The organism is Microcoleus sp. N9_A2, assembly GCF_036701775.1.
Taxonomy (GTDB): Bacteria; Cyanobacteriota; Cyanobacteriia; order Cyanobacteriales; family Microcoleaceae; genus Microcoleus.
The window spans coordinates 80,191-106,480 of sequence record NZ_JAUBRH010000001.1; the positions used below are offsets into that span (position 1 = coordinate 80,191).

General features: G+C 46.2%; 24 protein-coding genes. 12 read left to right on the top strand and 12 right to left on the bottom strand.

What is annotated here, in order from left to right; genetic code table 11:
* Positions 1 to 18: 18 nt before the first annotated feature.
* From QUA44_RS00375 to QUA44_RS00390, 4 genes are all read left to right on the top strand, one after another.
* A complete protein-coding gene (locus QUA44_RS00375) occupies positions 19 to 360 on the top strand; it encodes a type II toxin-antitoxin system RelE/ParE family toxin (RefSeq protein WP_333090944.1) in 342 nt (113 codons plus the stop codon).
* Between the two features lie 23 nt (positions 361 to 383).
* Entirely contained in the window at positions 384 to 725 is a 342-nt protein-coding gene (locus tag QUA44_RS00380; RefSeq protein WP_194070083.1) for a helix-turn-helix transcriptional regulator, read from the top strand.
* 226 nt (positions 726 to 951) lie between these two features.
* Positions 952 to 1,986, top strand: a complete 1,035-nt coding sequence (locus tag QUA44_RS00385) for a mechanosensitive ion channel family protein (protein WP_333247409.1) — start codon at positions 952 to 954, stop codon at positions 1,984 to 1,986.
* Entirely contained in the window at positions 1,983 to 3,329 is a 1,347-nt protein-coding gene (locus QUA44_RS00390; RefSeq protein WP_333247407.1) for a DUF2254 domain-containing protein, read from the top strand. The genes QUA44_RS00385 and QUA44_RS00390 overlap by 4 nt, the downstream gene beginning before the upstream one ends.
* Positions 3,330 to 3,372: 43 nt before the next feature.
* On the opposite strand, the gene QUA44_RS00395 is transcribed toward QUA44_RS00390, so the two are convergent.
* From QUA44_RS00395 to lpdA, 3 genes are all read right to left on the bottom strand, one after another.
* Positions 3,373 to 3,933 (bottom strand): hypothetical protein, encoded by a 561-nt coding sequence (locus QUA44_RS00395; protein WP_333247405.1) that lies wholly within the window; start codon positions 3,931 to 3,933, stop codon positions 3,373 to 3,375.
* Positions 3,930 to 4,421: a DUF4365 domain-containing protein gene (locus QUA44_RS00400; RefSeq protein ID WP_333247404.1), complete on the bottom strand. Its 492-nt coding sequence runs from the start codon at positions 4,419 to 4,421 to the stop codon at positions 3,930 to 3,932. Before QUA44_RS00400 ends, QUA44_RS00395 begins: the two co-directional genes overlap by 4 nt.
* Before the next feature lie 382 nt (positions 4,422 to 4,803).
* Positions 4,804 to 6,243, bottom strand: a complete 1,440-nt coding sequence (lpdA, locus tag QUA44_RS00405; RefSeq protein WP_333247402.1) for a dihydrolipoyl dehydrogenase — start codon at positions 6,241 to 6,243, stop codon at positions 4,804 to 4,806.
* 446 nt (positions 6,244 to 6,689) lie between these two features.
* On the opposite strand from lpdA, the gene QUA44_RS00410 reads away from it, so the two are divergent.
* A complete protein-coding gene (locus QUA44_RS00410; RefSeq protein ID WP_333247401.1) occupies positions 6,690 to 6,968 on the top strand; it encodes a hypothetical protein in 279 nt (92 codons plus the stop codon).
* A 264-nt stretch (positions 6,969 to 7,232) separates the two neighbouring features.
* Here the strand turns inward: QUA44_RS00410 and QUA44_RS00415 are convergent, their stop codons facing one another.
* The 5 genes from QUA44_RS00415 to QUA44_RS00435 all read right to left on the bottom strand — a co-directional run bounded on the left by QUA44_RS00415 (position 7,233) and on the right by QUA44_RS00435 (position 14,469).
* On the bottom strand, positions 7,233 to 9,551 hold the full coding sequence (locus QUA44_RS00415) for a lipopolysaccharide biosynthesis (RefSeq protein ID WP_333247399.1): 2,319 nt from the start codon (positions 9,549 to 9,551) through the stop codon (positions 7,233 to 7,235).
* A 137-nt stretch (positions 9,552 to 9,688) separates the two neighbouring features.
* Positions 9,689 to 11,266, bottom strand: coding sequence for a polysaccharide biosynthesis/export family protein (locus tag QUA44_RS00420; RefSeq protein WP_333247398.1), 1,578 nt, complete (start codon positions 11,264 to 11,266; stop codon positions 9,689 to 9,691).
* Positions 11,267 to 11,585: 319 nt separating this feature from the next.
* Positions 11,586 to 12,305: a cyanoexosortase B system-associated protein gene (locus tag QUA44_RS00425; RefSeq protein WP_333247396.1), complete on the bottom strand. Its 720-nt coding sequence runs from the start codon at positions 12,303 to 12,305 to the stop codon at positions 11,586 to 11,588.
* Complete coding sequence (gene crtB / locus QUA44_RS00430; protein ID WP_333247395.1) at positions 12,305 to 13,180, bottom strand: cyanoexosortase B; 876 nt, start codon at positions 13,178 to 13,180, stop codon at positions 12,305 to 12,307. Before crtB ends, QUA44_RS00425 begins: the two co-directional genes overlap by 1 nt.
* Before the next feature lie 149 nt (positions 13,181 to 13,329).
* Entirely contained in the window at positions 13,330 to 14,469 is a 1,140-nt protein-coding gene (locus tag QUA44_RS00435; protein ID WP_333247393.1) for a DegT/DnrJ/EryC1/StrS family aminotransferase, read from the bottom strand.
* Positions 14,470 to 14,666: 197 nt separating this feature from the next.
* Here QUA44_RS00435 and QUA44_RS00440 point away from each other — a divergent pair, with 197 nt between their 5' ends.
* On the top strand, positions 14,667 to 15,704 hold the full coding sequence (locus QUA44_RS00440; protein ID WP_333247391.1) for an NADP(H)-dependent aldo-keto reductase: 1,038 nt from the start codon (positions 14,667 to 14,669) through the stop codon (positions 15,702 to 15,704).
* An 87-nt stretch (positions 15,705 to 15,791) separates the two neighbouring features.
* On the top strand, positions 15,792 to 16,319 hold the full coding sequence (locus QUA44_RS00445; RefSeq protein ID WP_333247390.1) for a hypothetical protein: 528 nt from the start codon (positions 15,792 to 15,794) through the stop codon (positions 16,317 to 16,319).
* 179 nt (positions 16,320 to 16,498) lie between these two features.
* On the opposite strand, the gene QUA44_RS00450 is transcribed toward QUA44_RS00445, so the two are convergent.
* Positions 16,499 to 16,996, bottom strand: a complete 498-nt coding sequence (locus QUA44_RS00450; protein WP_333247388.1) for a helix-turn-helix domain-containing protein — start codon at positions 16,994 to 16,996, stop codon at positions 16,499 to 16,501.
* Positions 16,997 to 17,376: 380 nt separating this feature from the next.
* Here QUA44_RS00450 and QUA44_RS00455 point away from each other — a divergent pair, with 380 nt between their 5' ends.
* The 4 genes from QUA44_RS00455 to QUA44_RS00470 all read left to right on the top strand — a co-directional run bounded on the left by QUA44_RS00455 (position 17,377) and on the right by QUA44_RS00470 (position 19,224).
* Positions 17,377 to 17,631, top strand: a complete 255-nt coding sequence (locus QUA44_RS00455; protein WP_333247386.1) for a hypothetical protein — start codon at positions 17,377 to 17,379, stop codon at positions 17,629 to 17,631.
* 113 nt (positions 17,632 to 17,744) lie between these two features.
* Positions 17,745 to 18,071: a hypothetical protein gene (locus QUA44_RS00460; RefSeq protein WP_333247385.1), complete on the top strand. Its 327-nt coding sequence runs from the start codon at positions 17,745 to 17,747 to the stop codon at positions 18,069 to 18,071.
* A gap of 111 nt (positions 18,072 to 18,182) precedes the next feature.
* Positions 18,183 to 18,863, top strand: a complete 681-nt coding sequence (locus tag QUA44_RS00465; RefSeq protein ID WP_333247382.1) for a DUF433 domain-containing protein — start codon at positions 18,183 to 18,185, stop codon at positions 18,861 to 18,863.
* Entirely contained in the window at positions 18,847 to 19,224 is a 378-nt protein-coding gene (locus QUA44_RS00470) for a type II toxin-antitoxin system PemK/MazF family toxin (protein ID WP_333247380.1), read from the top strand. Before QUA44_RS00465 ends, QUA44_RS00470 begins: the two co-directional genes overlap by 17 nt.
* Positions 19,225 to 19,276: 52 nt before the next feature.
* Here the strand turns inward: QUA44_RS00470 and QUA44_RS00475 are convergent, their stop codons facing one another.
* Together QUA44_RS00475 and uvrB are read right to left on the bottom strand one after the other, a co-directional pair.
* Positions 19,277 to 19,744 (bottom strand): hypothetical protein, encoded by a 468-nt coding sequence (locus QUA44_RS00475; RefSeq protein WP_333309445.1) that lies wholly within the window; start codon positions 19,742 to 19,744, stop codon positions 19,277 to 19,279.
* Between the two features lie 9 nt (positions 19,745 to 19,753).
* Entirely contained in the window at positions 19,754 to 21,766 is a 2,013-nt protein-coding gene (gene uvrB, locus QUA44_RS00480; RefSeq protein WP_333247376.1) for an excinuclease ABC subunit UvrB, read from the bottom strand.
* A 179-nt stretch (positions 21,767 to 21,945) separates the two neighbouring features.
* Between uvrB and QUA44_RS00485 the strand changes: the two genes are divergently transcribed.
* Positions 21,946 to 22,428 (top strand): hypothetical protein, encoded by a 483-nt coding sequence (locus tag QUA44_RS00485; protein ID WP_333247374.1) that lies wholly within the window; start codon positions 21,946 to 21,948, stop codon positions 22,426 to 22,428.
* Between the two features lie 246 nt (positions 22,429 to 22,674).
* Here QUA44_RS00485 and urtA read toward each other — a convergent pair whose 3' ends face one another.
* The gene (gene urtA / locus QUA44_RS00490) at positions 22,675 to 25,602 is read right to left on the bottom strand and encodes an urea ABC transporter substrate-binding protein (RefSeq protein WP_333247372.1); all 2,928 of its coding nucleotides are present in this window, start codon (positions 25,600 to 25,602) and stop codon (positions 22,675 to 22,677) included.
* Positions 25,603 to 26,290: the final 688 nt, after the last annotated feature.

Sequence of the window (26,290 nt, forward strand, 5' to 3'; positions counted from 1 at the left end):
AAAAAACCTAAAATATAGATGGTAGATTCGGAAAGCAAACCCCTTGTCTGGCTTAGTGGGGAAGTAAAAACACCGCCTTTTTCTACTGAGGCGCGTATTCAAGCCGGATTTTTCCTGCGAAAGCTACAGGATGGCGAAAGCCTATCCATGCCTTTCTCTCGCCCTATGCCAAGCATCGGAGCTCATTGTCACGAGATCCGTCTAGCCGATTCAGGGACAAGCAAGGATTGGCGCATCATTTATCGAATAGACGTAGATGCTATCATTATACTCGATGTCTTTAACAAAACTACGAACAAAACACCGGATTTTATCATTGAAAAATGTAAAAAACGGTTGAAACAATACGACCAAATTTGAATTGATATCAGGAAGGTATTTTTATGGACACAGCTAAACGCCAACGCCTACAAGCAGCAGGATGGACTATCGGAACAGCAGAGGAATTTCTAGGACTTTCAGCAGAAGAAACAGCCTTCATAGAAATGAAACTTGCACTGAGTAAAGCCATCAAACAAAACCGGATTAACCAACAGATGACGCAGCACGAACTTGCTCAAAGAATTAAGTCCAGCCAATCAAGAGTTGCTAAAATAGAAGCTGGCGATCCTTCCGCTTCCCTCGATCTCCTGATTCGCACCTTGCTTACCTTTGGTGCTACACGCCAAGACATAGCTGACGTGATTCTTAACAGCGGTTCCTCACAAATATCTCATCTTAACTGAATTACTAAAAGTACGCACCAGCGTTCGCTTTCGCGTTCCCCTAGCGTAGCTATCCCGTCGGGAATTGCACTTTAACTTAAACCTTAACCGCCGCCCATCTACCAGCGCCCCAACCAAGATAGCAGGCATTCAGGGCGCTCCACTTCCGCAAATTCCTAACCTTTGGTAGATGCCGATTCCATCGCTTAGGCATAGAATCTGACTTGACCTATTGACTAAAACTCTTGTGAATACAACAGAAAAAATCACCGATGTTTGGAGTAAAGTCCAGGCAATGGCCAATGATTTCCTGATTTTATTACCAAATATTGTACTGGCACTAATTGTTTTCGCAATTTTCTTTTTTATTGGCAAAACATTGAAACGAGCGGTTAGAAAACTAACCAGCGCTCACCGTCAAGCTCGCAATTTAGGATTGGTGCTGGGGCGATTAGCACAAGGAGTAACCGTTCTTACAGGATTGTTTATTGCTTTGTCGATCGTCATTCCGTCCATCAAAGCAAACGATCTCATTCAGCTATTGGGGATTAGCGGTGTGGCGATCGGGTTTGCGTTTCGCGATATCCTGCAAAATTTTCTGGCGGGTGTTTTGATCCTGCTGACTGAACCTTTCCACATTGATGATCAAATTGTATTCAAAGACTTTGAGGGAACTGTAGAAAATATTCAAACGCGGGCGACGATAATAAAAACCTATGATGGTAGACGGATTGTAATTCCCAACTCGGAACTATTTACTAACTCTGTAATCGTGAACACAGCCTTTGACAATCGCCGTTTGCAGTATGACATCGGCATTGGCTATAGCGATGATATTGATACTGCAAAACAATTAATTTTAGAGGCAATTCATGAAGTAGATGGAGTGCTGAAAGATCCGGCTCCCGATGCGATAGTCGTAGAATTAGCTGGTAGCAGTGTTAACATTCGGGCTCGCTGGTGGGTGCAGCCACCTCGCCGTGCCGAACTCTTAGATTTTCAAGACCGCGTATTAACTAACATTAAAAACAAGCTAGTAGCAAATGGGATCGATCTGCCCTTCCCAACTCAGCAGATTTTGTTCCACGATCAGACAGAAGACACAGACGGCGATCGCAAGCGTCAGCGAGAAGGCTGGCCCGCCGGACAAGCTGAAGTTCCCAAATCGCGCAGTATCAGCTACGCCCTCAGACAACTTGCCGCAATCGAGTCTAAACGCAATAAATCTGAGGATGGCCAAGTAATTTCTAACAATAAATATACTGAGGGGAACGATAGGTGAAAAATACGAAATTCAGCAACTTTTGGGATTCCTTAAATTCGAGTTTCTGGTTTGTGCCAACCGTGATGGTTTTTTTGGCGATCGCACTTTCGTTTGTCACCATTTGGATTGACCAAAATCAAAAAACCAAGCTGATTGGAGAATTGGGTTGGGCCTATACTCTAGGCCCGAGCGGCTCGCGCGCGATTCTTTCGGCGATCGCCAGTTCAATGATGAGCGTTGCTACCACAGCTTTTTCAATTACAATCGTTGCCCTTCAACTTGCATCTTCGCAGTTTGGCCCTCGCTTGCTGCGTAACTTTATGCAAGATAAGGGCAACCAAATTGTGCTGGGAACGTTCATTTCCACCTTTGTGTATAGCTTGATGGTGCTGCGAACAATCAACGGGTTAGAAGAACATGAGTTTGTCCCCCACCTAGCAGTAACTTGCGGCATTGGTTTGGCGATCGCCAGCATTGGCGTATTGATTTATTTCATTCATCATTCTGCCTTATCAATTCAGGTCGATCATGTGATTAAATTAGTTGGTGAGGAACTTGATAATGCGATCGATCGACTGTTTCCAGAAAGTATGGGAACCAGTAAAGCTAAAAACAAGCAGCAAGACAATCCATCGGACATTTCCGCCGAGATTCCAGCTAATTTTGAGCAAGATGCCCGTCCAGTTTCAGCAAAGAATGGTGGCTACATTCAAGCCATTAATAATGACCAACTAATGCAAATTGCTAGCGAGCATAACCTGCTGTTACAAATTCAACAGCGTCCCGGTCGCTTTACTGTCGAAGGAAGTGAACTTGTACAAGTCTTTCCTGGAAAACAAGTAAACGAGGAACTTACATCCAAGATTAACGGTGCTTTTCTGATTGGATCGCAGCGCACGGAGCGGCAGGATGTAGAGTTTTCGATCGACCAACTCGTTGAGATTGCAGTACGCGCTCTTTCCCCAGGAATCAACGATCCGTTTACGGCTATCCGCTGTATTGACCAACTGAGTGCGGCCCTTTGTCGTTTAACCCAAAGAGAAATTCCCTCTCCCTACCGCTACGACGACAGCAACCAGTTGCGGATGATTGCAGAACCCATCGCCTTTGCTGACGTGCTCGATGCAGCCTTTAACCAAATTCGACAGAATGGAAAATCGAATGTAGCTATCACGATGCGGTTGCTAGAGGCGATCGCGGTTGTGGCCCGTTTCACCGATCGAACCACACACCGAACAGCACTCAGGCGACACGCCGATCAGACTGAACGCGCCAGCCAGCAGGCAAATTTCGATGAATTAGATCGCAAAGACATTCAAGAGCGATATTTAGCAGCATTAAAAGCTATTAAGCAGGATTGAGCTAGGAGGAAAAATGTGGTAATTTGTAGTTATGGCAAGCCCTTCAAAGTACCATTTTCCCTTTTTCCTCTGCCATCAAAGCAAAATTCCGCAGATTTTTCCCAGCAAAATATTTGCCCTCCTTGACAAAATCGCCGTCGCATATTACCGGAATTCTTTCCTGATAAGCTTTCAGTGCCAAAATCAAATCATTGTCTTGCAATTCGAGATAGATTTTCTGCAACTTACCCACCACAAATCCCATCATTGCAATTTTACCAATTTTCTCCCCTCCTTGGCGATCGACTTTGACAATGAATCCTTGAATCTCAGTATTTTCTAAACAAGTAATTAAATCGCTTAAAATCTCTAATTGAGAACGCTTTTCTACCTGTTCCAGCTTTTTGACAGCATCTCCCATCCTAGCTGGATAATCCGCAAAGTCTCGCGTCAGAGGCAATCCGATATCAAACAACTCTCCCGCATCATTTTTCTTGACCCAAATCGCCCCTTTATTGTCATAAATTCGGCTGTGTTCTTGCCAGCCATGTTTTTGTAAATATGCTATGATTACATTGACATCTAAATTCTTAAAAACTTCAAAATCCCGTACAGTTACTTTCATGGGATATCTCCTTGGCTAATGCGCTGCATAATGGACTGTAGAGCCTCTGCTGTAAACTGATTGTTGCGGGGCAACTCAACAGTCACGCGACTGGTATTTTGAGTTTCCGGCATTCCCCGCAAAGATAACCAGTAGGCACAATGCCTGAGCAACATTTCCTGTTCTGACTGTTGTATCCATTTCCCGATATTTTCCGGTACTAAAACCACAACTAACAGGCGGGGAATAAAGGCAGTCACTCTCAAGTCGTTGTAATTTTTGACATTTAGCGGATATCGAACACATTGGGCATTGAGTACATCTCTTGACGTACATTTTAACTGCAATTCGAGACGGTGTGGCTGCACTGGATCGCGATCGACAGCCTTGATACAGAGGTCAACGCTATCATAATCATTTTCGGGTTGATCTACCGAACAGCCAGCGACTGCTGCCACAGCCCGCACGTAAGCTTTACTAAATTGTTCTTTTCGCTGATTCAGTTCCATTTAAACACAATTCTCAAAAAGGGGCGATCGCGATCGCATATTGATGTCAACAAATACATCAAACTCAGTCTCCTGTTGCTCCAATGAGTCCCTCGATCCCCCCTAGCCCCCCTTAAGAAGGGGGGGACAAGAGCATTCAAAGCCCCTCTTAAAAGGGAGAAAAATGGATTTCAAAGTCCCCCTTCTTAAGGGGGATTTAGGGGCTCTCCGAGGATTTTGGTTTTACACAGAGATGTGTACACGGTAGCTTAAGAAGGGGGGGAGAAGAGCATTCAAAGTCCCCCTTCTTAAGGGGGATTTAGGGGGATCGAGACTCAACTACAAACGAAATTAATCAACGGTTAAAACTTGAATTGACAGCCTTCGGAAGCCACCGCCCAAATTAATGACCGCCCGCCGCCCCAGCCGCCCGTTTGAAAGCTTCATCCAGCACTTCCGAAAGCGTCGGGTGCGTGTGAACTCGGAATGCTAAAGAGTTCACAGAATCGCGCTGGGCGATCGCATTTGCCGCCTCCTGAATCAAATCCGAAGCGTGCAAACCAAAAATGTGAACTCCCAACAATTCCCCATTATCTTTCCGGTAAATCACCTTAGCCATACCGTCAGTTTCACCCTCCGCAATAGCCTTAGAATTTCCCTTAAAATAAGTCTTGACAGAAGCAACCTCAAACCCTTCGGCTTTTCCTAACTCCTTCGCCGCAGGTTCATTCATTCCCACATAGCTAATTTCCGGGTGAGTAAAAGCCGCCGCCGGGATACTCAAATAGTCAACTTCGCGAGTGCGGCCGCAAATATTTTCAACGGCGGCAATTCCCTGGGCAGATGCAGCGTGGGCTAACATCATTTTGCCATTAACATCACCGATCGCCCACAAATTCGCGATCGGTTCTCCCGCCGCCAAAACCTGCATCTTATCGTTAACTGGGATATAACCGCGCATCGTTTCCACACCAAGAATTTCTAACCCCAAATTCTTGCTCACCGGAACTCGGCCAGTCGCTACCAAACAAGCGTCAACTTCCAAAATTTCGACAACTTCCTTCGTTTTGAAATCAGCTAACTCAATAATTACCGGGGAACCGGGAATAATCTTCTTAGCCAACAAACCCACTTTTGTTTCAATATCGCGGGGTGCAATTAACACTCGTTCGGCTAATTTAGCAATATCTGGGTCAAAAGTCGGCATCAATTGATCGAGAGCTTCAATCATCGTAACTTCGCAGCCGAGGGCTGTGTAAATATCCGAAAACTCTAAACCGATATAACCGCTGCCAATAATTGCGATCCACTTCGGTAGGGATTCCAATCTGACAGCATCATCGCTGGTAAATACAGTTTTGCCGTCAATTTCTATCCCTGGAGGGACGAAAGGAATCGAACCGGGAGCGAGAATAATATCCTTGGCGGTAATAGTTTTCTCGCCTTTATCTGTTTCGACGGTAATTTTTTGAGCACTGGCAATTTTGCCCCAACCTTGGATGACATCCACGTTCAAACGTTTGAGGCTGTTGGTCAAGTCGCCGCGAAGTTTGCTAACAATAGTATTAGCGTGATTGGCGATCGCTCCGCGATCGAAATCCACGTTTCCCAACTGAATACCCAACATCTTGAGGTGGTGGGCATTCCGCAAATCCCGCACCCGCCCGGAAGCCGCCAGCAGCGCCTTAGAGGGAATGCAGCCGCGGTTGACGCAAGTTCCGCCCATATCGCCCGCTTCGATAATTGCCACTTTCAGCCCGCAGCTAACCGCGTGTATGGCCGCGCCGTGTCCGCCCACGCCAGCGCCGATAATTGCTAAATCGTAATCAAATCCCTGAGTCACCTTAAAATCTCCTAATGCCTTTGAAATCTTAGGACTCAAGCAACAAACACCGTCTCTCCGTCCTTTCGAGGTGGCGCGTTGCCATCGCAACCTTTGAACAGCGGTAATAATTGCATAAGTCCTGTGTCCTTATTCTCGACTAGACTAGGGTTAATTAGACAACGAAAGAGCCCTAACTGAGATTTTTTCAGGGTCGATGATTTTGAGCTGGGTCTACACAAAGTCTCAAATCACTCAGTAGGCGGGTGTACAGTTAAATACAGTTTGAAGGCTGACAATGCCCGCTGCGGGTTTGATATTGGGGCAGCAACTTGGGCCGCAGGCATTCCCACCGCCCGGTTAAATTCTGTCCCCCTGCTTGTTTTAGTCGGTTTTCATGTCTAATATCTGCACGCGCCGGGGCGGACAGAGTTTGTTGGCAACTTTTCGACTCTATGGAGTGGCTTATGACGGATGACGATGACCAGAAAGATTTACGCCGGGCCTCGGCTCAATCATTTTTTGAGTCCCTGGATGAATTGTTCGATTCTATAGAGTCGAACAGCAGTCAAGCTGCACAACCTAAATCTCCACCGCCTCCGGCGAAGTCTTCGAGTCAGTCTTCGAGTCCGCCGAAGATGACTAGACCTGCGAAAATTAATTTGTCGGATTTTGAAGATGCGATCGCCGATTTGGAACAGTTTATCCAGAGCAAACACCAGAAACGCCCTGAATCCAATCAATAGTGGGATGACACATTTTCAAGTATTGACTGTTGACTGTTGACTGTTGACTGTTGACTGTTGACTGTTGACTGTTGACAAGCGAAAAATTTTAGACCGAAGTTCCAGCTCCCAGATTCATCTGTGGAGTCGATTTTTAAATCTAAAATCTAAAATCTAAAATCGACTGGCTGTTAACGGTGCTTTAAGCTTAAGCTGTTTAGGTTGCAACCTACAATATATTCATATTTCGTTGAGGATTGTTTTACAAGAATCAAGCCAGATAAATTAGCTCAATTTACTATTAATAGCCTTATTTTTAGGCTTTGAGTGCTGCGGTAATTGCCTCGATCGCACTTCGATCGCGCGATCGCCGATCGCACTCAAAGGCAACTCCCATTCATCAATATCCATATCATTGCGGAACTTCACCGCAATATCAGCACCGTTAATAATCGCTCCCAACAGCCGCGGCCCGGATTTATGCGACTCGTCCTCCTCAGATTCCAGCAACTGATCTGCAGCCTCAGACAACATACTAGACAAAGTGTAACCAGGCCGCGCCACCAAAATCATACCGTCCGTGTACGGTTCCAGCGTCAGCGCGTCGTTGCACTCGCTCAATGCCGGAGAATCCACAACCACAAAATCAAAGCGGTTGCGAACATCCTCAAACAATCTCCGCATTTCGCTTGATTCTAGTACGGCGGAGGCTTGTCGCAAAAAGCCCGGACTTGGCACGACGTATAGGTTCTCTACCTCTGGAACCAAAAGGACGCACTCGCTAAAATTGCCGTAATAGTGCAAAGGTTCCACCGCCGCCAGAGGATCAGCGGCGATTTTTAAAGATTCAACGTTAGAAGGCGATCGCAAATCTGCTTCAATTAGCAAAGTCCGTTTACCCGATCGAGCCGATGCAATTGCCAAATTATAAGCACTAAAACTTTTCCCCTCCAAAGGCGCCGCCGAAGTCAGCAACACCACCTTCACAGGTTTGTTCCCGATCCGGCGCAAATTAGTACGCAACCGCTCGTAAAATTCCAAATAGGGAGAATTTGCCTCCAAGGCGAGCGGCATTATTTCATCGCCGTAGGAATCAAACACCGTCACTTCAGGCAAAACTGCCAGTATCGGCACCTCTTTTTCCACCAAAGCCGCCCGCACTTCTTCCCAACTGTAAAACTTGCCGTTGAGCATCCCCAACAAAAATATCAACCCCCCGCCCAGCAGCAATCCCACAAATCCGCCCACCGCCAGCATCACGGGCAAACCTCTCTTGTTTGACTCAACGTCATCAGTTTGCGGCCATTGGGCGATTCTCAAACTCCCCGTTGTCTCAGCTACCGCAGCCTCAGCATCTACCAAAGCCGACTGCATCTTGTCGTAGAGAGCTTTTTTGAACCCCACTTGCTGGGCTAACCGCGCTTGTTCTAACTGCTTGTTGGGGATTGTCGCGTGTTCCCGACGCAATTCTTGTTCAGTTTTCTCGATTCCTTGGAGTTGCTGTTGCACCGTATCCCGCTGCGTTTGCAAACCAATCAAAGTTTGAGCTAACTGCTGTCTGGCCGGATCTAAAGAAGAGTCTACCCGAATTCGAGCGGCACTTCTGAGCGGAGCCGCCACCCCGTTACCGCCGAGTACCTCAGATTGCCGCTGCTGCAACTGCTGCTCAAAAGCAAGTTTTTGTTTGAGCAATTCTACAATTTTCGGGTGTTCCTCCTGCAAGTCGCTGCGGAGAATTTTGAGCTGAGATTCGATCGAAAACAATTGCACTCGCAGTTGGGCAATAATTGGATCGGCAGAGAGTGCTTGAGCGACGTAAGCTTGCTCCACATTCAATCCCAAGCGATCCTGCAAACTATTAATTTGAGCTACAATTCCTCCCAACTGCACGCGGAGTTGCCGCTGCTGCTGTTGGCTGCTGGTAATCGCTAGCGGCAAAGCACCGCTCTGAGCTGCTAAAATTGAAGTTCCTTCTCGTTTTTCGTATGCTTCAAGTTTTGCTTCCGTCTCTCGGAGTTCCTGAGTTACTTTCGGCAAACGCTGGTTAATTTGGTCGATCGTTGCTCGCAGTCTAGAAGTATTAAATGTTTCGCTGTACTCCACCATTTCCTTCATCAGCGCCTTTACTACCGCTTCTGCTTTTGTACGATCGGCATTTTTGTACAATACTTGAATCAAAGCGCTGGGGTCATTATTCTTACTGGGCATCTTTACCTGCACGTCTTTTACCAGCTTGTTAGTCAAAACTTCTACTGCTTTTTTTTCTTCTTCTTGATTTACTATTGCCGCTTCTTCTTCTTCTTCTTTGTTTAATTTTTTTTCGGCTTTGATGAGTTTTTCTGCTGCTGGTTTAACCACCATTGTATCCAGCAGCATATCTTTAGTTATTTCTTGTCCTTCCTGTTGAATTTTAGTAGTAGTCGATGAAAAAATCACGTTCGGTCTGTCGTAGGCCAGCGTACCTATGGCAACGTAAACTGGCGCCGCCTTTGGCTGCAAAGCCACTACTCCCGACACTCCCACAGTCACCGCGAGAGTAGCCAGTCCCACCCACTTGTATTGGTCGAAAGCAATTAAATAACGTTTGACAACAGATAAAGTCATAAGGATTTTAGATTTTAGATTTTAGATTTTAGATTTTAGATTGCTAATTGTTAACGATAAATCATAACTAATGACTGATGACTGATGACTGATGACTTCTGCCAACTGCCAACTGCCAACTGCCAACTGCCAACTGACTACCTATCATTACGTGACGGGCCGAACAGATCTGTTACCCCATTTCTCAACTGCTCAAAAAACAGAATAAATCCCAAAGTATCCCGGAATGGTCGAGTAAAAGTATTGATTACATAACCAATGCGCTCTACCAAATTCCTACCAATAACAATCACATCATTATCTTCGAGCATCGGGTTCTGAGAAACATTGCCCTCCAAAGCAGCTTTAGCATCTATCGAACGGTTGATTGCTCTACCTTGCTTTTCGTCGAACCGAATCAGGGCTATTTTCCGCAAGTCAGCAAGATTAGCAGGCAAGTTGTTGAGAGCATCCAAAAACCTGCTGCCATTTTCTACGTAGAACGAAGTCAAACCACCACTAGCGTAACTCAAAACTCGAACGTAGATCCGGGGCTTAATCAGAGTAGACCGCGAAACAAGAGCTTTGTCGTAGTCTAGGTTTTTGGTACTAGCGTCCAATTGGGGGATGACAATCACATCTCCCGATGCCAAAGGAAAATCGAACAAATCGTTAGCGTTTGCTAGGGGAGTGTAGAGGTCGATTGGTTCCTCCACCGAGGAGCCGTCCATCAGCGTCCGCCGCACTCGCACCGCCCGCAAATCGGCTTTTCCCGTGACTCCCCCCGCAATCACCAAAGCAGCCGAAATTCGACCAGAACCCGCCGGAAGCGTGTAAAAACCCGGTTTGCCAACTTCTCCGGTGACAGTGATTTGGACGGGGACAGCAGCAGCAGCGAGGCTGTACCTGGATGCTAAATCTTGATCTGATTTGCGATCGGGCGTAACCTGTTTATACGGTACAACGATCGCATCTCCATCTTCCAAACGCAAATCCGGCGGAGCAATACCAGTTTGCAGCGGAGTCAAAATATCAACAACTTGCTCAGCCACAGCACCTCCCGGCAGAGTCCGCCGCACCCGCACCGCCCGCAGTTCCGCCGTCGGAGTAGTCCCAGCAGCAGCCGCCAGAGCAGCAGGAAGCTGGGGGGTTTGCAGCGGATAAAAACCCGGTCTGGCCACTTCCCCCGTCACCGTCACCACCACGGGGCGCTGAACCAGCAAAGCAGCCGAGACTTGAGGATTTTTGATAAATTGGCCAAAGCGCTCCCGGAGGCGCTGCTGTGATTCTTCGACAGTAAGATCACGCACATTTACTGTTCCGATTAGCGGCAGTACAATTACCCCTTCAGGGCTGATTGCACCCGTAAAACCTAGCTCTGGGAAGCGCTGAACTTGAACAGAAATCTGGTCTCCCGGGCCCAGGCGGTAGGGCCGATTCCGAAAAGCTGGGTTAATATCCCGGTTGAAGTTGGCTGGCGGCGGTGGCGGTACACGCAATGGCGGTGGCGCCACGAGTCGCTCGTCTCTTGGAACAACAGATTGAGCTAAAGCCGTTTCCGAAAAATTTTTGCTATTAAAACCCCAGAATACAGCAGCAAAAGATAGAGTCCAAGCAGTTGAATACAGGCCTGCCAAGGAAAAAGCGAGGCGATTTTTAATTGTGGATTTTTCCCGCTTTTTGAGAGGATTTAAAAAAGTAATATTTTGAATAATGACCTGATTTGTAAGTTTCATCTAAATATAGCGACGAGAAAAAACAATAAGATATTTTAGGGGCGAGTTGAATCCGGATATTTACCAGAAAAAATTGGTTTAAAGCCGGAACCCTTATAGGGAGAAATTAAAATCAGACTATTCATTACTCCAATCCTCTTCCTTCCAGGTAGAGGTCGCTATCAACTGTCAACTGTCAACTATCAACTATCAACTATCAACTGTCAACTATCAACTGTCAACTGTCAACTGTCAACTGTCAACTGTCAACTGAATAGGAAGCAGTTGATTTTGGCAAAACCAGCCCACGCCCTAGGCTGATTTATTTGCACCTACCTGCTTACTCAAACCGAAAAGTTTCTGTCATTAATTTAGCCTGGACATTTTCGGCAAGAGATTCCACCAATGGTTGAGCTATCTTAATGTCGCCCTGCGGTTGAATGGGAAGGATGATACTGACAGCAACCCAAGAGGCGCGGCGGTTCGATAGCCGAGCAATGCTGTCTTCCCAAAACCAGCGACTGGTTGCTGGAGAACCCCCGTTAGGCCAAGCGTACCACTGCACGACAGCAAAAGTTTGTTGGGGAGTCCAGCTTCGGAAAAACCTCGCCTCGACAGTAGGCGGTGCCTGGTCGGGTATTGGTGCTAATTTAACAGTAAACCTCAAAGTGCGATGAGAATCGGTTTGCCATCGGTGAAATCCATCGATATCTAGCCATTCCACTTGGGGCTGGTTTTTGGGGTAATTTTGAGGCAACAGCAATAAAATGGCAATTGTTTTATCCTTTTTAATTTCTTCAACTAACCATCTGTGAGTGCCAATTTGGACGTTATTCTGAACGGCTATAACCTGCCACTCAGGAATTTTTATCCCGTTTTGGCGCACACTTCTTAATTGCTTAAGGTTGGCAAGGGTTGGCGGGTTTGTCCAAGGCCATCTTCCCGTCGCGTAGCCGGGAATTGCTACTGCTCCAACTAATACCAGCAAAAACACCAGTACCATAATTTTAGATAATTGATACCACCGCAGTAGTTTCTGTGCTGAAATCATCTGTTTCATTAATTGCCAGACTGACTTGGGAAATACTTGTCCATCCCGTTGAGGAGAAGTACCAATAACCCTAGTATACAAGCAGAATATAAATCTCCGCCCCATCCGGCGTGCAGCCAAGTAAAAAGCGCCTCTCTTTGGGTTCCGTGAAAGTAAGTTAGCAAAGTATTGCGAAAAATGTTGGAAGTGATGCTAATGATGGATGTAATCACTAGAAACAAAAGACTTTTTTTGCGAGAGTTCCAAACTCCCGTCCAATCCAGCAAAATTAAGCTGACGTAAAGACTGGTAAACAGCATTTTTAAGCCTGCACAGTGTGGAGCAACTTCTACAATGCGCTCGTTTACGTACAGATAAATTGCTTCCACTCTCACGTTGATACCAATCTTAATTAATATCCAGCCTGATGTTTCAGCAATGAATTGCTGTAAGGGCAAGGCGTAGGGTTCTATGAGGTAAGGAATGTGGTTCGGCGAGGCCAGAAATACGAATAAAAGCGGCATCGCCTGCAATTGTAAGCCGGGAATTCCTTTTAAAGATAAGCAAATGCTGGCCAGCATTACGGGGAGGGATAAATTTACTAAATCGCTCAAGCGACTCAGATAAAAAAGCGTGGCTAGTACCAGCAAAAAGCCTCCCAAAGGATGCGGTGAGTTGGGCAAGCTGCGCCAGCACTTTCGGTTCATCCAAGCAATATAAGCTGCGTAGGGCAAACCAATTAGTCCGTGGCTGAAATATTCGTGTTCGAGGCTGATGCTTTTGTTGAGCCAGCCGTCGTACCAGTGTACTAGCAGGGGGGCGTACAGCAGCACTAGGAGCGCCGTGATACCTTCCGCCAGGAGGTATCGCTTGAAAACAATGCGAATTTTGCGCTGGATGTGCATGGTTTGAGAAGTTTTAAGATTGCCGCGCTGGATTCGCAACGCTTTCGGGTTTTAAACTGTGAGTTAAAGATTTGTTAATTCCCCACCAAAACGCTTTGAGAACCGCACCCTACTGCTTGAAACACCTCCTGCATAAATTTTATGAACAATTAGCAATTCAACGATCGCCCGATCGCCTGTACAACCTGCTCGATCTGAGTATTGCTCAATCCGGGATACATTGGCAATGATAAAATTTGCTGGCACAGGGTTTCTGCGTGGGGGAAGTCGCCCGGATTGCCTAAGTTTTGGTAGGCTGGTTGCAGGTGGCAGGGTACGGGATAGTGGATGCCTGTTTCAATCCCTTCTTGGGCGAGTTTTTGCTGGAGGGTATGGCGGTCGATCGGGCTTTTCTCAGTAATTTGGATCGCATAGATGTGATAAATGTGACCTGAACTGCTGTGATTGGCGATCGGTACAATGCCTTTGTGTTTCAGCGGCTCTAATAAAGTATTGTAATGTTGGGCGGCTAAGTTGCGATCGCGATTCCATTTTTCTAAGTAAGGTAATTTAACATTGAGTACAGCCGCTTGCAAATTGTCGAGGCGGCTGTTGGTGCCAATTTCTGTATGTAAATATTTGCTAAGAGCTCCGTAATTGCGGAAAGTACGCATGGTTTTTGCGAGCTCTGCATCGTTAGTAATTAACATCCCGCCGTCGCCAAAACAGCCGAGGTTTTTGCTGGGATAAAAGCTGAATGCTGCTGCTTTCCCAAAGGCACCCGCGCGGTATCCTTCTCTTTCGGCTAAGTGCGCTTGGGCGGCATCTTCAAATATGATTAAATCGTGCCGGTTAGCAAAATCTAAAAGCTGCGTAGGCGACACCATTTGACCGTAGAGGTGTACGGGGATAATTGCTTTAGTTTTTGAGGTTATTGCTGTTGCGGCTGCTGTCAGGTCAATCAGGGCGGTTTCCGGGTCACAATCTACCAGGATAGGTATTGCTTTGGCTTGAATGACGGCGATGATGGTGGCGATAAATGTGTTGGCGGGTACGATAATTTCGTCGCCCGGATTAATGCCGCAAGCTTGGAGTCCCAGGGCGATCGCATCTGTTCCGCAAGCCACTCCTACGCCGTATTGTACTCCAGAAGCTGCTGCAAATGCTGTTTCAAATTCTGCCAGTGCGCGGCCTAAAATAAAGTCTCCTTGCTCGATAATTTTTCCAATTTCTGCTACTATTTGGGGTTGAATTGGTTGGTGTTGCAGGGAGAGGTTGACAAATGGAATTTTGGGCGGGCGACTACTCATACACCACAGGGATACTAATTATTTATATTAACATTTAAGTGCGGATATCTTTTTGAAATTTTTAACCGCAGAGGGCGCAGAGAGCGCAGAGGAAAAGAGGAAGAGAGGAGAAAGCCGATCGCACTTTTCGGGAGTTGTCAATTAAATCAAGGTTTTTCGGTAATATAGAATCAGATAATTGTGCAGCAATCGAAATCATGGAATACAAAAAACTAGGCGACAGCGATTTATCAGTATCTGAAATTTGTTTGGGTACGATGACTTACGGCCAGCAGAACACCGTTACAGAAGCAGCGCAACAGCTCGATTTGGCAATTTCCAAAGGAATCAACTTTATCGATACGGCCGAAATGTATCCGGTGCCGGGAAAACCGGAAACTCAGGGAAAAACCGAGGAATATATCGGCGAGTGGCTGGCGAAACAGCAGCGGGATAAGCTTATTATAGCGACGAAAGTGGCGGGCAGAAGCACTCGGTTAAAGTGGATTCGGGAAGGGAAAAATCAGATCGATCGCCCAAATGTCGAAAAAGCCCTGAACGATAGCCTGAAGCGCTTGCAAACTGACTACATCGACCTGTATCAAATCCACTGGCCCGATCGCTACGTGCCGCTATTTGGCGCGCCAGATTACGATATAACTCAAGAACACGAAACTGTACCAATTTTGGAACAGTTAGAGGTGTTTGCTGACTTGATAAAAACTGGCAAAATCCGCTATTTGGGTTTGAGCAATGAAACGCCTTGGGGAGTTTGCGAGTTTTGCGAATTGGCAGAAAAACACGGTTTGCCGAAAGTTGTTTCGATTCAAAATGCTTTTAGTTTGAGCAATCGGACTTTTCACATGAATTTGGCAGAAACTTGCCGTTTTAAAAATGTGGGATTGATGGCTTACAGTCCTTTGGCTTTTGGAATTTTAACGGGTAAATACTTGAATGGAATTCCCGAAAATTCGCGGCTGGCTTTGTTTGCTGGATTCGGTCAGCGTTACGATAAAACTAATCTGAACGATGCGGTGAAAGCGTATATTGAGATTGCGCGCAAACACGGTTTGACTCCGGCGCAGATGGCTTTGGCTTATGTGCGATCGCGCTGGTTTGTAACTAGCACTATTATCGGTGCAACAAGTCTCGAACAGTTGGAGGAAAATCTCGGTAGTTTGGAGGTGAATTTGGATAAGGAGATTGTAGCGGAAATCGATGCGGTGCACGCTAAGTATCCGAATCCGACACCGTAAGTTTATTAGTAGGTTGGGTTGAGGTAACGAAACCCTACTTCGCCCAACTTACCCATTGTTTCTCATAATTAAACAGGAGGAGCGAGTATGAATAATAGTCAAAACTTTAATTTTCAATTAGGAAAACGTTTTTTAGAAAATTACGCAAATCCTCCAGAAGATCCATTGGGAGAACTTACTCATTTTGAAATGGCTATCCGGCGTTTTTGTTTTGAGTACGATCATACAGTATCAATAGAAATAGGTGATGAGAGAATACAGGTATTTTTAGATCCTGATATCTGTATGATTTTGGACGATAATCTGCCTGAACAAATTAGGAAACTGTCACAAGGTAAGCCAATAGAAATAGATTTTGCTGAAAGTTGTACGCTAACTATCAAGTTAGTACCCACAGACGATCGCCTTAGCTGTACTTTGAGCAAGTTTGGAACTTCCTGCTGGGAAAAGCATTTTGAATTCGATCGCACTCACGTATTAGATGCACTCAGAGGTTTTCTGGCTGAAGTGATGCAGCTAGCTGTAGATAAGGGTTTCATCACAGCCGAGGAGAAGGATGAGTTTATTAGTCCGGCTTTTTCTGGCAATACCGATGCTGTGGTGTTGACCAAGTAGTTGGTTTTGGTGGTGTTTTGGGCGATCGGTCTTTTTGTTGTCAATTAATATTTTAACCTTGTTTAACATCCATTCCCAGCGCTGGGAATGGCGATCGCACTTTTTGTTGTCAATGAATATTTAAACCGCAGATGATGTACGGGCGAGACGCCCGTACCACGGTTTAGCTTGTTTGCATTTTACTCTTCTTCTGAGTCCTCAACTTTAGACTCTTTGGCTTTCTGTCGAATCTGCTTGAGTTCTTCTTTTGGCTTCCAGTTGCTTTTGGGAGTTAGTCTGTACACGTCAGTACGTCCCCTACGCTGTTCCTTCAGTATTAAACCCGCATCACATAGAGTTTTTAGGGCATATTGGGCTTTTCTGACGCTCATATGACAGATTTCTGCTGTTTTCTTCAGTTTAGCAAAACACTCACCGTGGAGTTTTCCTCCTGTCCTGCGAACTACATGGGCATAGAGTCGGAATTCATAGGGGTCTAAGCCGTACTCATCGAGGTCAGAATGGACAACTGGCAAGGGTTGTAAGTCATTTTTATAATTTTTATTTGTGGGTGGCTGGGGCTCTAGAAAAGAGTCATCAACAGTTTTAAGATATTCCACAATTTCTGGGTCTATTTGTTTTATTGGCAACTGATCCGAGTCTCTCCCGTCATCTGGGTGATTTTTATCGACCGACATATGTTTTAGGTGCTTAAGTACAAGTGCATTAAGTGCATATCATAGCATATGTATTTGATGCGTAGCTAGTATGCACTTAATGCGTAAGTCTGGTTATTATATTATTAGGTTTTTTTTAAGGAGCTACAATGGTATCTACGATAATAGGGATACCCTTGCGGTCCTGCACTTAACTGTGCTACTAACTTCGGCACGAAACTTTTGAAATTCCGATTAAAGTGTGTTAGAGTTTTGAAATAGAAAACAAAACGCCCTCAAACTGGCAGGTCTGAGGACGCTCTAATGTTTTCTATTTTTCGTAATATCGAATCGTATAGTGGCTGCGCTCGTATGCTTCAGACCGCTGTAAGGATTCGGCTGTTTTTTAACCAACTAAAACAATGATAACAGAAAATCCGCTGTTTCTACTAGACACGCTGTCTAAGCATCCTCATGGTTTGGAGCTAGCTTATCTGGTGTATCAGCTCCATCAAGACGGTCAAAGGCAGACACAGCCAGAGCGTCGGCTTGTGGCGATCGCCTTGAACCTAGCCAAGCGTCAAGGTATAAAAGACATACCATACTTCAAAGGTATGACTAATGACAAGATTCGCGGGTGGATTGCTCAGCACTCTCCCAAGCAGGAAATTAACTGAGAACAAAATAGCCTAGACAGCAGCCAGTCAGCTTACTGGCTGGCTTAGCTGTATCTAATCTATTTGTTGCAATTGCGAGTATCAATCCACCCAACACTTAGTCAAAGAAGCAAATGGCTAACATCCTAATTTCTGAAAACAGACAACTCATTGAGCAACTTGAAATAGCACTCTCTACTCAAGCAAACTTGTACCGCATTCTGCTTGAAAAAATGGAAGCAAAGGACAAAACTATCGAATTGCTTCAAATTGAGAATCAACAAAAATGCAATGAAAAGCTTGAACTGCAACAAAAGTTAGATGACTCAGAAGATGAAAAGCTTGAACTACAACACAAGATAAATTCATTGGAGGATGAGAACCTTGAACTGCGACAACGAGTAGATCCCTTTTCGCCAGATTGTCTTTCGATTGAAGACTCTTTGGACGAGGAATATTAAACAGGGATGTAAGTAAATTCATCAAAAGTACGATCGCCCTTTCCATCCAAAAAATAGGAAAATGGTAAAGGGCGATCGCACTTCACCCTAAAATCTTTCTCAACTAAACCCATGAGTACAATTCGCTTACAACTAGCCGAATACTTGAAATGTCGAGGTTTCACCCCCGAAAACTTAGTCGAAGCTGTGGGCGAAACACTCAATCCTGAAACCGTATACCAACTGATCGAAAAAGCCGAAAAGCTCAACCATTTAGACTTATCCGTCTTAGCCGCCATTATAGATGGCTTGAGCAAACTCAATGGTTTTCCAGTTGGCATCTCAGAAGTCCTAATATTTTTTCCTGACATTTCCGAGGAAGCATTGGCAAAATCGCCTTGGCGTCAACTTTACCTCGTCGATAATGAAATTCCCCCCTATGATTGGGGAGATGTAGACCCCCTCGAAGGTACAAAGCCTGTGCGTTTTATTCCGGGAGTTGGAATGATAATTCTGGACAATCAAAGTGCAACCAATAGCAAAGAAGATATCCAGCAATTTACTAGAATTACCTCCGATTCAGAATTCATGGCGGGAAAACCTTGCATTCGCCACTTACCCATAACTGTTGAAACTATCATCTCAATGATGGCGTCTCACTATTCGACAGCAGAAATACGCCAAACTTATCCAGAACTTGAAGAAGCAGACTTTAAAGAAGTTATCGCCTATGCTAAATGGCGAATTCAAGAAACAAATCCGATCGACATTGGCAATAAAAAGGTAGAGAAAATTTGTGAGTCAGCTACCTAATTTTTTGCAGGTGAGGGCCGTGGTGCTAGTTAACTTCCCGGCTCAAATTCCCCCCGGTCGCGAACAGGAAAATACTCGACCTGCGGTAATTGTAGCTTTGCCAAATGTCACAGGGATAACGCGGTTTTCGGTGGTAATAGTCGTTCCCTTGACGACACAACAAGGAGATTGGGCGACACGAAACTCAACGCTATATCCGCAGCTTCAGGCTGGAATGGGAAACCTGCGCTATGACTCTACTGTGTTGCTGGATCAAATACGTGCTGTGGACATAAAGCGTGTTTTGGGCTACCGAGGAGATTTAACCGCAGAAGAGTATCAGCCGATCGCAAATGGACTCAAGCTAATGTTCAGCTTTTAAATTATCCCTCCATTACCTAAACGTCGATCGCGCAGATGCTTAATTTGATTTTCTACGGGATAGCTTCGCAGGCGCGTACTTTTTCCTGTTTTTCCTGCAAAAACTCTGCAAAGTCGCATACTTGGGCCACTAACTCGTCAGGTAAATTATTTAAAACCGACAGTAAATGCTCTCGAATCCCCATCATTTCGTCGGCAGATTTTACTAATTGCAACTGATGCGGATAAACTATTTCAACACCAATCGTTTCCATAAATGCGCCCGGTTCATCCTGAGTTGCGGGAACAAAATCTCCGCCCACTTCCGCTTTCACCCATCCCCCAAATAATTCTACTAAATAAGCTTCACCGTTCTTGAAAACCTCAACAATTGTCCCGGCTGTTTGTGGCGGTGCAATCTCGCCATCAGCGAGGGCGACTGCTTCGGTTAAAGTCACTGCATCCAATAACTGAAATTTGCTCATTGCTGTCCAATCTTTAACCCGCGCAGGCGGGTTTTGTTCGTGTAGACGCGGTTTCAACCGCCGGGTTTAATGTCCCAATAGCTTATCCCGCAAATGCTTAATCCGATCGCGCAACTTACCAGCCTCCTCAAACTCCAACTTCTTCGCCGCCGCCTTCATCTGCGCCTCCAACCGCCCGATTAACTGAGGAATCTCATCCAAAGATAACTCATCAACCTGTTCGTAAACCTCCTCCAACTGCTGAGAATTTAGCTTGCGCGACACATCCAGAAACGCCAAAATCGCGTTAGTCGATCGCTTTTTCGCGATCGGCTGCGGCGTAATCCCGTGCATCTTATTGTACGCTAGCTGAATCCCCCGGCGGCGATCGGTTTCATCGATCGCCTTAATCATGCTCTTAGTCAAATTATCCGCGTACAAAATAGCCTGTCCCTGAATGTGGCGCGCCGCCCGCCCAATCGTTTGAATCAAAGAACGTTCCGATCGCAAAAACCCCTCCTTATCCGCATCCAAAATCACCACCAGCGACACTTCCGGCAAATCCAAACCTTCCCGCAGCAAGTTCACACCAATCAACACATCAAACTTACCATCCTGCAAATCTTGGATAATTTCAATGCGTTGAATCGACTGAATTTCCGAGTGCAAATACCGCACTCTAATTCCCCTTTCCTGCAAATATTCGGTTAAATCCTCCGCCATCCGCTTCGTTAAAGTCGTCACCAAAACTCGCTCGTCCCGACTGACTCTCTCCTTGATTTCCCCCAACAAATCATCAATTTGTCCTTCCGTCGGACGCACAAAAATAGTCGGATCGATTACTCCCGTAGGGCGAATAACTTGCTCCGCAACTCTGCCTTCTGATCTTTCCATTTCCCAATCACCAGGCGTAGCAGAAACAAAAATGCACTGATTCTCTTTTGCCCAGAATTCCTCAGCTTTCAAAGGGCGGTTATCGGCCGCGCTGGGCAACCTAAAACCGTGTTCGATCAACACTTTTTTCCGCGCTTGATCGCCGTTGTACATTCCCCGAATTTGCGGGACTGTAACGTGGGATTCATCTATCACCAACATCCAATCTTTCGGAAAATAATCAATCAAACATTCTGGCGGTTCCCCCGCATTTCTGCCTGCTAAATGCCGCGAATAATTTTCGACTCCGTTGCAGTATCCTACCTCGCGCAGCATTTCCAAATCGTAGCGGGTGCGCTGTTCTATCCGCTGAGCTTCTAAGAGTTTTCCATTCTTTTCAAATTCTATTAATCTGTCTTCTAATTCGAGTTCGATTCCTTGACAAGCAGCTTCTAATTTATCATCAGCAGTCACAAAGTGGCGGGCTGGATAAATATTTAAAGCGGTTGTACTTGCCAGGATTTTACCAGTTACGGGGTCAACATAGCGAATGGCATCGATTTCGTCGCCGAAGAATTCGACGCGAATAATTCTATCTTCGTAGGCGGGGCCGATTTCTACAACGTCGCCTTTGACGCGAAATTTGCCTCTGCCTAAATCGATGTCGTTGCGGCTGTATTGGACGTTGACTAAATCTCGCAAAACTTGCCGCTGGTTGACTTCCATTCCTACTTGCAAAGGGATAGCAGCTTTCAGGTATTCTGCGGGCATTCCCAAACCGTATATGCAGCTAATTGATGCTACGACAATTACGTCGCGGCGTTCAAAGAGCGATCGCGTGGCAGAGTGTCGCAGCATATCGATTTCATCGTTAATTGCTGCGGTTTTTTCTATGAATGTATCGGTGACGGCGATGTATGCTTCAGGTTGGTAGTAGTCGTAATAACTGACAAAGTATTCGACTGCATTGTTGGGGAAAAAATTGCGTAGTTCGTTGCACAGTTGAGCTGCCAAGGTTTTGTTGTGTGCTAGAACTAAGGTTGGTCTGCCGATTTTTTCAATAACCGAAGCAATGGAGAAGGTTTTGCCGGTACCTGTCGCGCCGAGTAAGGTTTGAAATCGATCGCCCGCTTGGATGCCTTTGACGAGTTGCTCGATCGCTAGCGGTTGGTCGCCTGTGGGCTGGAAGGGCGCTTGCAATTGAAAAGATGCTGCCGCAGTTACCATAGGAAAATGTAGCTATTACCAATAAATCTTAACAAAAATGCAGAGATTCTGCAATTTCTTTAAGAAAATAGTTAGACTTTGTAATATTATTTTAATCATCGGCCGAAATAGAAAGCAAAAAGCCCAGAAAGCGGTTGTCCGAACCCAGCAATCAACAGCAATAAACGAGGAAAAGAATTATGGATACGAGGAGCACAGGTACAGGCAAAGGCAAAGCGATCGCCCGCCGCGGCAAAGCAAGTTCCAAAAGCCAAGCGACAGAACCCACGGATGCCAAAGCAACAGGAATTCAACTTTATCGGCCTCAACTCATGCATGACAACCGCCCCGTCGGCCCTGACGATTTTACCATCAGCGAGACCGTCTCGATCTCGGGGAATCGCCCGATCGGCACTAGCACCCTGCACCTCAGCGAAACCTACGGCATTGTAGGCAATCGCCCCGTGGAAGCCAGCGACTTGGAAGTGGTTGGTACAATCGGGAGGCGCCCGATCGGCTCCAGCGCCATGCAAGTCAGCGAAATGTTCAGTATGTCCGGTGCCCGCCCAATTGGTATCAGCACTCTGCACATTGACGAAGTTTACTCCACAATGGGAGGAAACCGCCCTATTGCTTCAAACGAAATTGACGATAGCTCGGCATTAATGGGCTTTTTAGATTAATTAGTCAGTTGTTATTTGTTAAGCTGTTGCGGCATTTAAATTGTCTGTCAAAAAACAATCAAACAATTAGTAGGGTGTCCCGCCCGCCTAGAATATGCAATTTAAATGCGCGACAGCTTAGTAGTTAGTTGTTAATTTTTAGTTGTTATCGGCTACCGATAACTAATAACTAATAACCACTGCCAACAGTCAACAGTCAACAGTCAACAGTCAACAGCCAACAGCCAACAGTCAACAGTCAACTAGCTACTTCTCGATACCCTGATATTTACTCAACAAAGCAGCAAAGCGCTTGTAATCCACAGGCTTCCTCACATACTCCGCCGCTCCCAATTCCAAACCCTGATTTTGGTCGTCCAAAAAAGTTATCATAATCACTGGAATATCAACCAAATCTTGATCGGCTTTCAACTCCGACAGCACCGCCCAGCCGTCCATACTTGGCATCATCACGTCCAGAATAATCGCGTCGGGCAGCAACTCCTTAGCCAACAGAAGCCCCCCTTGACCGCTAGCCGACGATCGCACCAGAAATCCCTGTTTCGACAAGCAGCGGGTCATCAAATCCCGCGCGTCTGGATCGTCGTCAATCACCAGCACAGTAGCAGCATCCGGCAGATCCAGCGGTTGCGATCGCACTGCTCTTTGCTTCGCTTCAGTCGCCGCTACACTCGTTTCTAAATCGTCGGAAGACTTCGGCATTTCTGCGATTTCTCGATCTTCCTGCGCTTCTTTCGGGCTTTTTACCGCAACCGGCAACCGGATCGTAAAAGTAGAACCGCAATCAAACTCGCTCTCAACCGTAATGTCACCGCCCATCATCTGGCAAAACCTCCGGCTAATTGTCAGCCCCAAACCGGTGCCACCGTACCTGCGAGTAGTAGAATCATCGGCTTGGGAGAAAGCCCCGAACAGCCTCGACAACTGATCGTCAGTCAGCCCGATGCCAGTATCGGTGACTTGAAACACGATCGCAGAATTTTGACACCCAGAGTTCACGATAGAAAGTCCTTCAGAATTGTCAGGAGGCAAAACTTCCGATTCTTCTTCCTTCCAAACATTAATCGTAATTTTTCCTCGATCGGTAAACTTAGCAGCATTACTCGTCAAATTCAACAGCGCTTGTCGCAACTTCGAGGAATCAGAATATATCGTGCCAATATCGCGATCGCAATTGACGATCAAAGTGTTGCCATTTTTCCCTACCAGTGGTTGAACCGTAGTCACAACCTGCTCGATCAACTTCCACACATCGAAAGTTTCCAGAAAAAGAGTCATCTTTCCTGCTTCAATTTTAGAAATATCAAGGATATCGCTAATAATATTTAGCAACTGTTTGCCTGCAAGATTGATGCTTGCCAAATCCATCACAAACTCTTCTTCGCCTAGTTCGATCGCCTCTTCTTGCAGCAGCTCGCTGTAGCCAATAATCGCATTCAAGGGCGTCCGCAACTCGTGAGTCATATTTGCTAAAAATGTGCTTTTCGCTCGGTTGGCAGCTTCCGCAGCGTTCTTAGCAACTTCCAATTCGCGCGATCGTTCCTCGAGCTGCCGCTGCCGCACTTCCAAACCGTTGAGCAAACTGCTAATTTGCTGAGCCATTGTATTGAGAGTAGAAGATAGCACCCCGATCGCGTCATTAGAAACAATAGGCGATCGAGCCGTCAAATCACCGCTCGCCATCAGTTCAGCAGTTTGCCGCAGCAAGCCGAGATTCCGAATAATTGCCGACACCGACACCAAACCGACTATCCCCGCGATCGAACTCAAAACCAAAGCCCCCAGCAGCCAGTGCTGAGTGCGGCTCACCAAAGCCAGAGTTTGCTGCACCAGCACCACCATTGCTGCCTCTGGAACCCCCGCCGCCGGAGCTGACGCAGCGTCTATTGTCAGCAAATAGTTCTTCATCTCCACAGAACCCATCCACCCGACTCCCACCGCCATCCAAGTTATCAGTACCAAGATGACAAACAGCCCGATCAAAGAAGCCCGAGTTCCCAAAGAAATCTGCCTCGGAGTAAGTGCCGCCGCCCAAGGATAGCCCTTGAGAAAAGGATCTGGCGGAACCGGTACGCCCGAATTCCAAATCTCTTCAATTTGACCGTCCAACCTCACCTTACCAATCCGCACAGTTTTCCAGGTATGCTGTGTTTGGGCATCTATTTTTACCTTGCCCGAGGGCGCTGCAAACTCAATATTTTTAGCAGCCGCCCTGACTTTAACCACATCTATCGAACCAGCTTTTTCTACTGCTTGCTTCCACAGGTAAACACCCAAATAAGCAGCTTCGATCGGGTCATCCGTGACTCGATTTTCCCCGTATCGGGCTTTATAAGCCTTGACAAATTTACGATTTTCCGGTGTATCCACCGTTTGAAAATAGTTCCATACCACCAAATGTCCAGCAATATTGGACGGCCCGATCGCCCGCACTTCCTCTTCTGCTATACTGACCGACATCACCTGCAAATCATCGGGTTTCACGCCAGCTTCCCGCAACTTTTGGAAAAAAGCCACATTGCTGTCCCCGTTGAGAGTGTTGACAATAGCATCCGGTTTCACTGCTAAGATATGTGCGATCGCCTCGCCCACTTCCTTAGAACCGAGTGGCAGATACACTTCCCCCGCTAACTCTCCCCCCTGTGCCGCCAGTTGAGCTTTCACAATCCGATTTGCCGTGCGGGGAAAGATATAATCCGAACCCAACAGGAAAATTTTCCGCTTCCCCTGTGCCAGCAAGTAATTCACCCCAGGCACAATCTGTTGGTTCGGGGCAGCACCAGTGTAGAAAATATTCGGACACTGTTCTAGCCCTTCATACTGCACCGGATAGAACAGCAACCCTTTGCCCTGGTCGAAAGCCGGCTGTACAGCTTTGCGGCTCGCCGAAGTCCAACAGCCAAATACCACCGCCACCTGCGCTTCTAAGAGCAATTGCTTAGCTTTTTGAGCAAAAGTCTGCAAATCGCTGGCTCCATCTTCTATAACCGCTTCCAAGGGGCGTCCGAGCACCCCTCCCGCCGCATTAATTTCCTCAACAGCCAACAGCGTCGCATCTTTAACAGAAATTTCGCTGATGGACATCGTGCCCGTCAGCGAATGCAACACGCCTATTTTGATCGGCTCACGAGTCGAGCCGGCTGCTTCGAGGGGGTTACTGCTCCTTGCTCCCATAGGGTTTTAGATAATTTTTACCGAAAAATGGGGTTTAAAGCTCCGCACTTAAGTGCGGCTTTTATCTAGGACTTTCCTTGATAAAAAGTGCTGAGATTTGATATAATCATACCATGATAGTAAGAAAAGCAAAGCTGAAAAACAAAACGATAGAGCAATACGAGAGATTAATACTGTGCACTTGATGAAGCCATCCGAACAGGCGAGTTCATTAGAAAAAAAAGCTTTAACAGTTGACAGTTGACAGTTGACTTCGGAGTGCGAAGTTTTTAGGCAGGGGATTTCAGCCCCTGCCTAAAAACAATCCACCTAAAAATGGGGGCTGAAATCCCCTGTGCTTTGGTCAGATTTTGGATGGACAACGCAGATGTTAGCAAGACCATCTTGTACGCACTCTGCAAAGATATGCCTGCATAGTTCGCTTTCGCGAAAAAGCTCAATTCAGCCGCCCGTCAAGCCAGTGCGGAACGCGCTTGGGCTTCTATATCTAGCTTCTATAGCCGCTGTAAAAAAGGCGAGAAAAGGAAGGGTTATCCCAAATGCAAAAAGCACTGTCGCTCTGTAGAAGACATCTCCTAAAACAATCAAAGCCTCTGTGTAGTTAAGCTCTAGGACGTAAATGTAATCATCCTAAATTAGCTAGTGTGTACGATAAAACCAGACTTTGAGATATGTATTGTTGATAATT

What these genes read in the sequence shown, in the direction of transcription:
- QUA44_RS00375 (WP_333090944.1), top strand. Translation starts at nt 19, where the DNA reads ATGGTAGATTCGGAAAGCAAACCCCTTGTCTGGCTTAGTGGGGAAGTA.
- QUA44_RS00380 (WP_194070083.1), top strand. Translation starts at nt 384, where the DNA reads ATGGACACAGCTAAACGCCAACGCCTACAAGCAGCAGGATGGACTATC.
- QUA44_RS00395 (WP_333247405.1), bottom strand. Translation starts at nt 3,933, where the DNA reads ATGAAAGTAACTGTACGGGATTTTGAAGTTTTTAAGAATTTAGATGTC.
- QUA44_RS00400 (WP_333247404.1), bottom strand. Translation starts at nt 4,421, where the DNA reads ATGGAACTGAATCAGCGAAAAGAACAATTTAGTAAAGCTTACGTGCGG.
- QUA44_RS00410 (WP_333247401.1), top strand. Translation starts at nt 6,690, where the DNA reads ATGACGGATGACGATGACCAGAAAGATTTACGCCGGGCCTCGGCTCAA.
- QUA44_RS00415 (WP_333247399.1), bottom strand. Translation starts at nt 9,551, where the DNA reads ATGACTTTATCTGTTGTCAAACGTTATTTAATTGCTTTCGACCAATAC.
- QUA44_RS00420 (WP_333247398.1), bottom strand. Translation starts at nt 11,266, where the DNA reads ATGAAACTTACAAATCAGGTCATTATTCAAAATATTACTTTTTTAAAT.
- QUA44_RS00425 (WP_333247396.1), bottom strand. Translation starts at nt 12,305, where the DNA reads ATGAAACAGATGATTTCAGCACAGAAACTACTGCGGTGGTATCAATTA.
- crtB (WP_333247395.1), bottom strand. Translation starts at nt 13,180, where the DNA reads ATGCACATCCAGCGCAAAATTCGCATTGTTTTCAAGCGATACCTCCTG.
- QUA44_RS00435 (WP_333247393.1), bottom strand. Translation starts at nt 14,469, where the DNA reads ATGAGTAGTCGCCCGCCCAAAATTCCATTTGTCAACCTCTCCCTGCAA.
- QUA44_RS00440 (WP_333247391.1), top strand. Translation starts at nt 14,667, where the DNA reads ATGGAATACAAAAAACTAGGCGACAGCGATTTATCAGTATCTGAAATT.
- QUA44_RS00445 (WP_333247390.1), top strand. Translation starts at nt 15,792, where the DNA reads ATGAATAATAGTCAAAACTTTAATTTTCAATTAGGAAAACGTTTTTTA.
- QUA44_RS00450 (WP_333247388.1), bottom strand. Translation starts at nt 16,996, where the DNA reads ATGTCGGTCGATAAAAATCACCCAGATGACGGGAGAGACTCGGATCAG.
- QUA44_RS00455 (WP_333247386.1), top strand. Translation starts at nt 17,377, where the DNA reads ATGATAACAGAAAATCCGCTGTTTCTACTAGACACGCTGTCTAAGCAT.
- QUA44_RS00460 (WP_333247385.1), top strand. Translation starts at nt 17,745, where the DNA reads ATGGCTAACATCCTAATTTCTGAAAACAGACAACTCATTGAGCAACTT.
- QUA44_RS00465 (WP_333247382.1), top strand. Translation starts at nt 18,183, where the DNA reads ATGAGTACAATTCGCTTACAACTAGCCGAATACTTGAAATGTCGAGGT.
- uvrB (WP_333247376.1), bottom strand. Translation starts at nt 21,766, where the DNA reads ATGGTAACTGCGGCAGCATCTTTTCAATTGCAAGCGCCCTTCCAGCCC.
- QUA44_RS00485 (WP_333247374.1), top strand. Translation starts at nt 21,946, where the DNA reads ATGGATACGAGGAGCACAGGTACAGGCAAAGGCAAAGCGATCGCCCGC.
- urtA (WP_333247372.1), bottom strand. Translation starts at nt 25,602, where the DNA reads ATGGGAGCAAGGAGCAGTAACCCCCTCGAAGCAGCCGGCTCGACTCGT.